The organism is Sphingobacterium endophyticum, assembly GCF_009733535.1.
In the GTDB taxonomy this organism is placed as follows: domain Bacteria; phylum Bacteroidota; class Bacteroidia; order Sphingobacteriales; family Sphingobacteriaceae; genus Sphingobacterium; species Sphingobacterium endophyticum.
On record NZ_SMMI01000048.1, the window covers coordinates 1 to 817 of the forward strand.

Here is an 817-nt window from a genome sequence, read left to right on the forward strand (position 1 = left end):
GGAGGATTTTTCTAGACAGAAAATAGTCTGGAAACGTGTCGGTTCTATTTTACGTTTTTCTTATGACAATTCCAGGATAATGGCCTTAGATAGTACTTGTTTTGCTACAGGAAAATATATTAAGTTTTTAGTTGCAATTTTAAATTCAAAAATGGGAGAATATCTGATGAAAGATTCTCCTAAAACAGGAACAGGGGATTTATTAATCAGTGTTCAAGCAATAGAGCCATTAAAAATACCAATACCTTCTGTAACAATTGAAGATTCTGTCTCAAAAATTATAGATTCGATATTAAGTAACAATCAAAATGGTGCAGATACTCATCAATTAGAAAATGAAATTGATGAAATCATATACATGTTATATGATCTTGATGAGTCTGAAAGATTATTTATTGCATCTCAAGAATATAAATAATTATCACATTAGGATTCAATAATTTCTATTTCTTCATTATTTAAGTCAAAACAACTATAAATTATTTGATTAATCTTTTCTATATTGCTTACAGAAGGGTTTCTCATGCAAGTAATTAACTCTTGTTTTTGCTCGTTATTGAAAATTGGAGTAGGAAAATCTAGAAAGAAAGTATGTTTCATTCTTACACCTGACTCACCTAATCCCCCTCCTCCATAGAAATTTTTCATGCAATAGAAAAATAAATTTGAATTGAGAAGGCAGATCAAAACTTCTATATCTCTTCCAGTAATAATTCGAGCTGTGTCCAAGCACATAAATTCACCATCTAAATCAAGGACAAAACTTGGTTCTTGCACTATCTCCTGAAAGATAATTTTTGGTCTAAAAAAATCCTCC

2 protein-coding genes are annotated in these 817 nt (G+C 29.9%); one reads left to right on the forward strand and one right to left on the reverse strand.

All coding sequences use genetic code 11. The features are described 5' to 3' along the window. Positions 1-418, forward strand: a 418-nt coding sequence (locus tag E0Y80_RS20530; RefSeq protein ID WP_197091708.1) for a TaqI-like C-terminal specificity domain-containing protein, incomplete at its 5' end; no start/stop codon positions are given. Between the two features lie 8 nt (positions 419-426). Here E0Y80_RS20530 and E0Y80_RS20710 read toward each other — a convergent pair. Then, positions 427-817 (reverse strand): hypothetical protein (locus E0Y80_RS20710; RefSeq protein WP_197091709.1); only part of this gene is annotated, 391 nt, incomplete at its 5' end.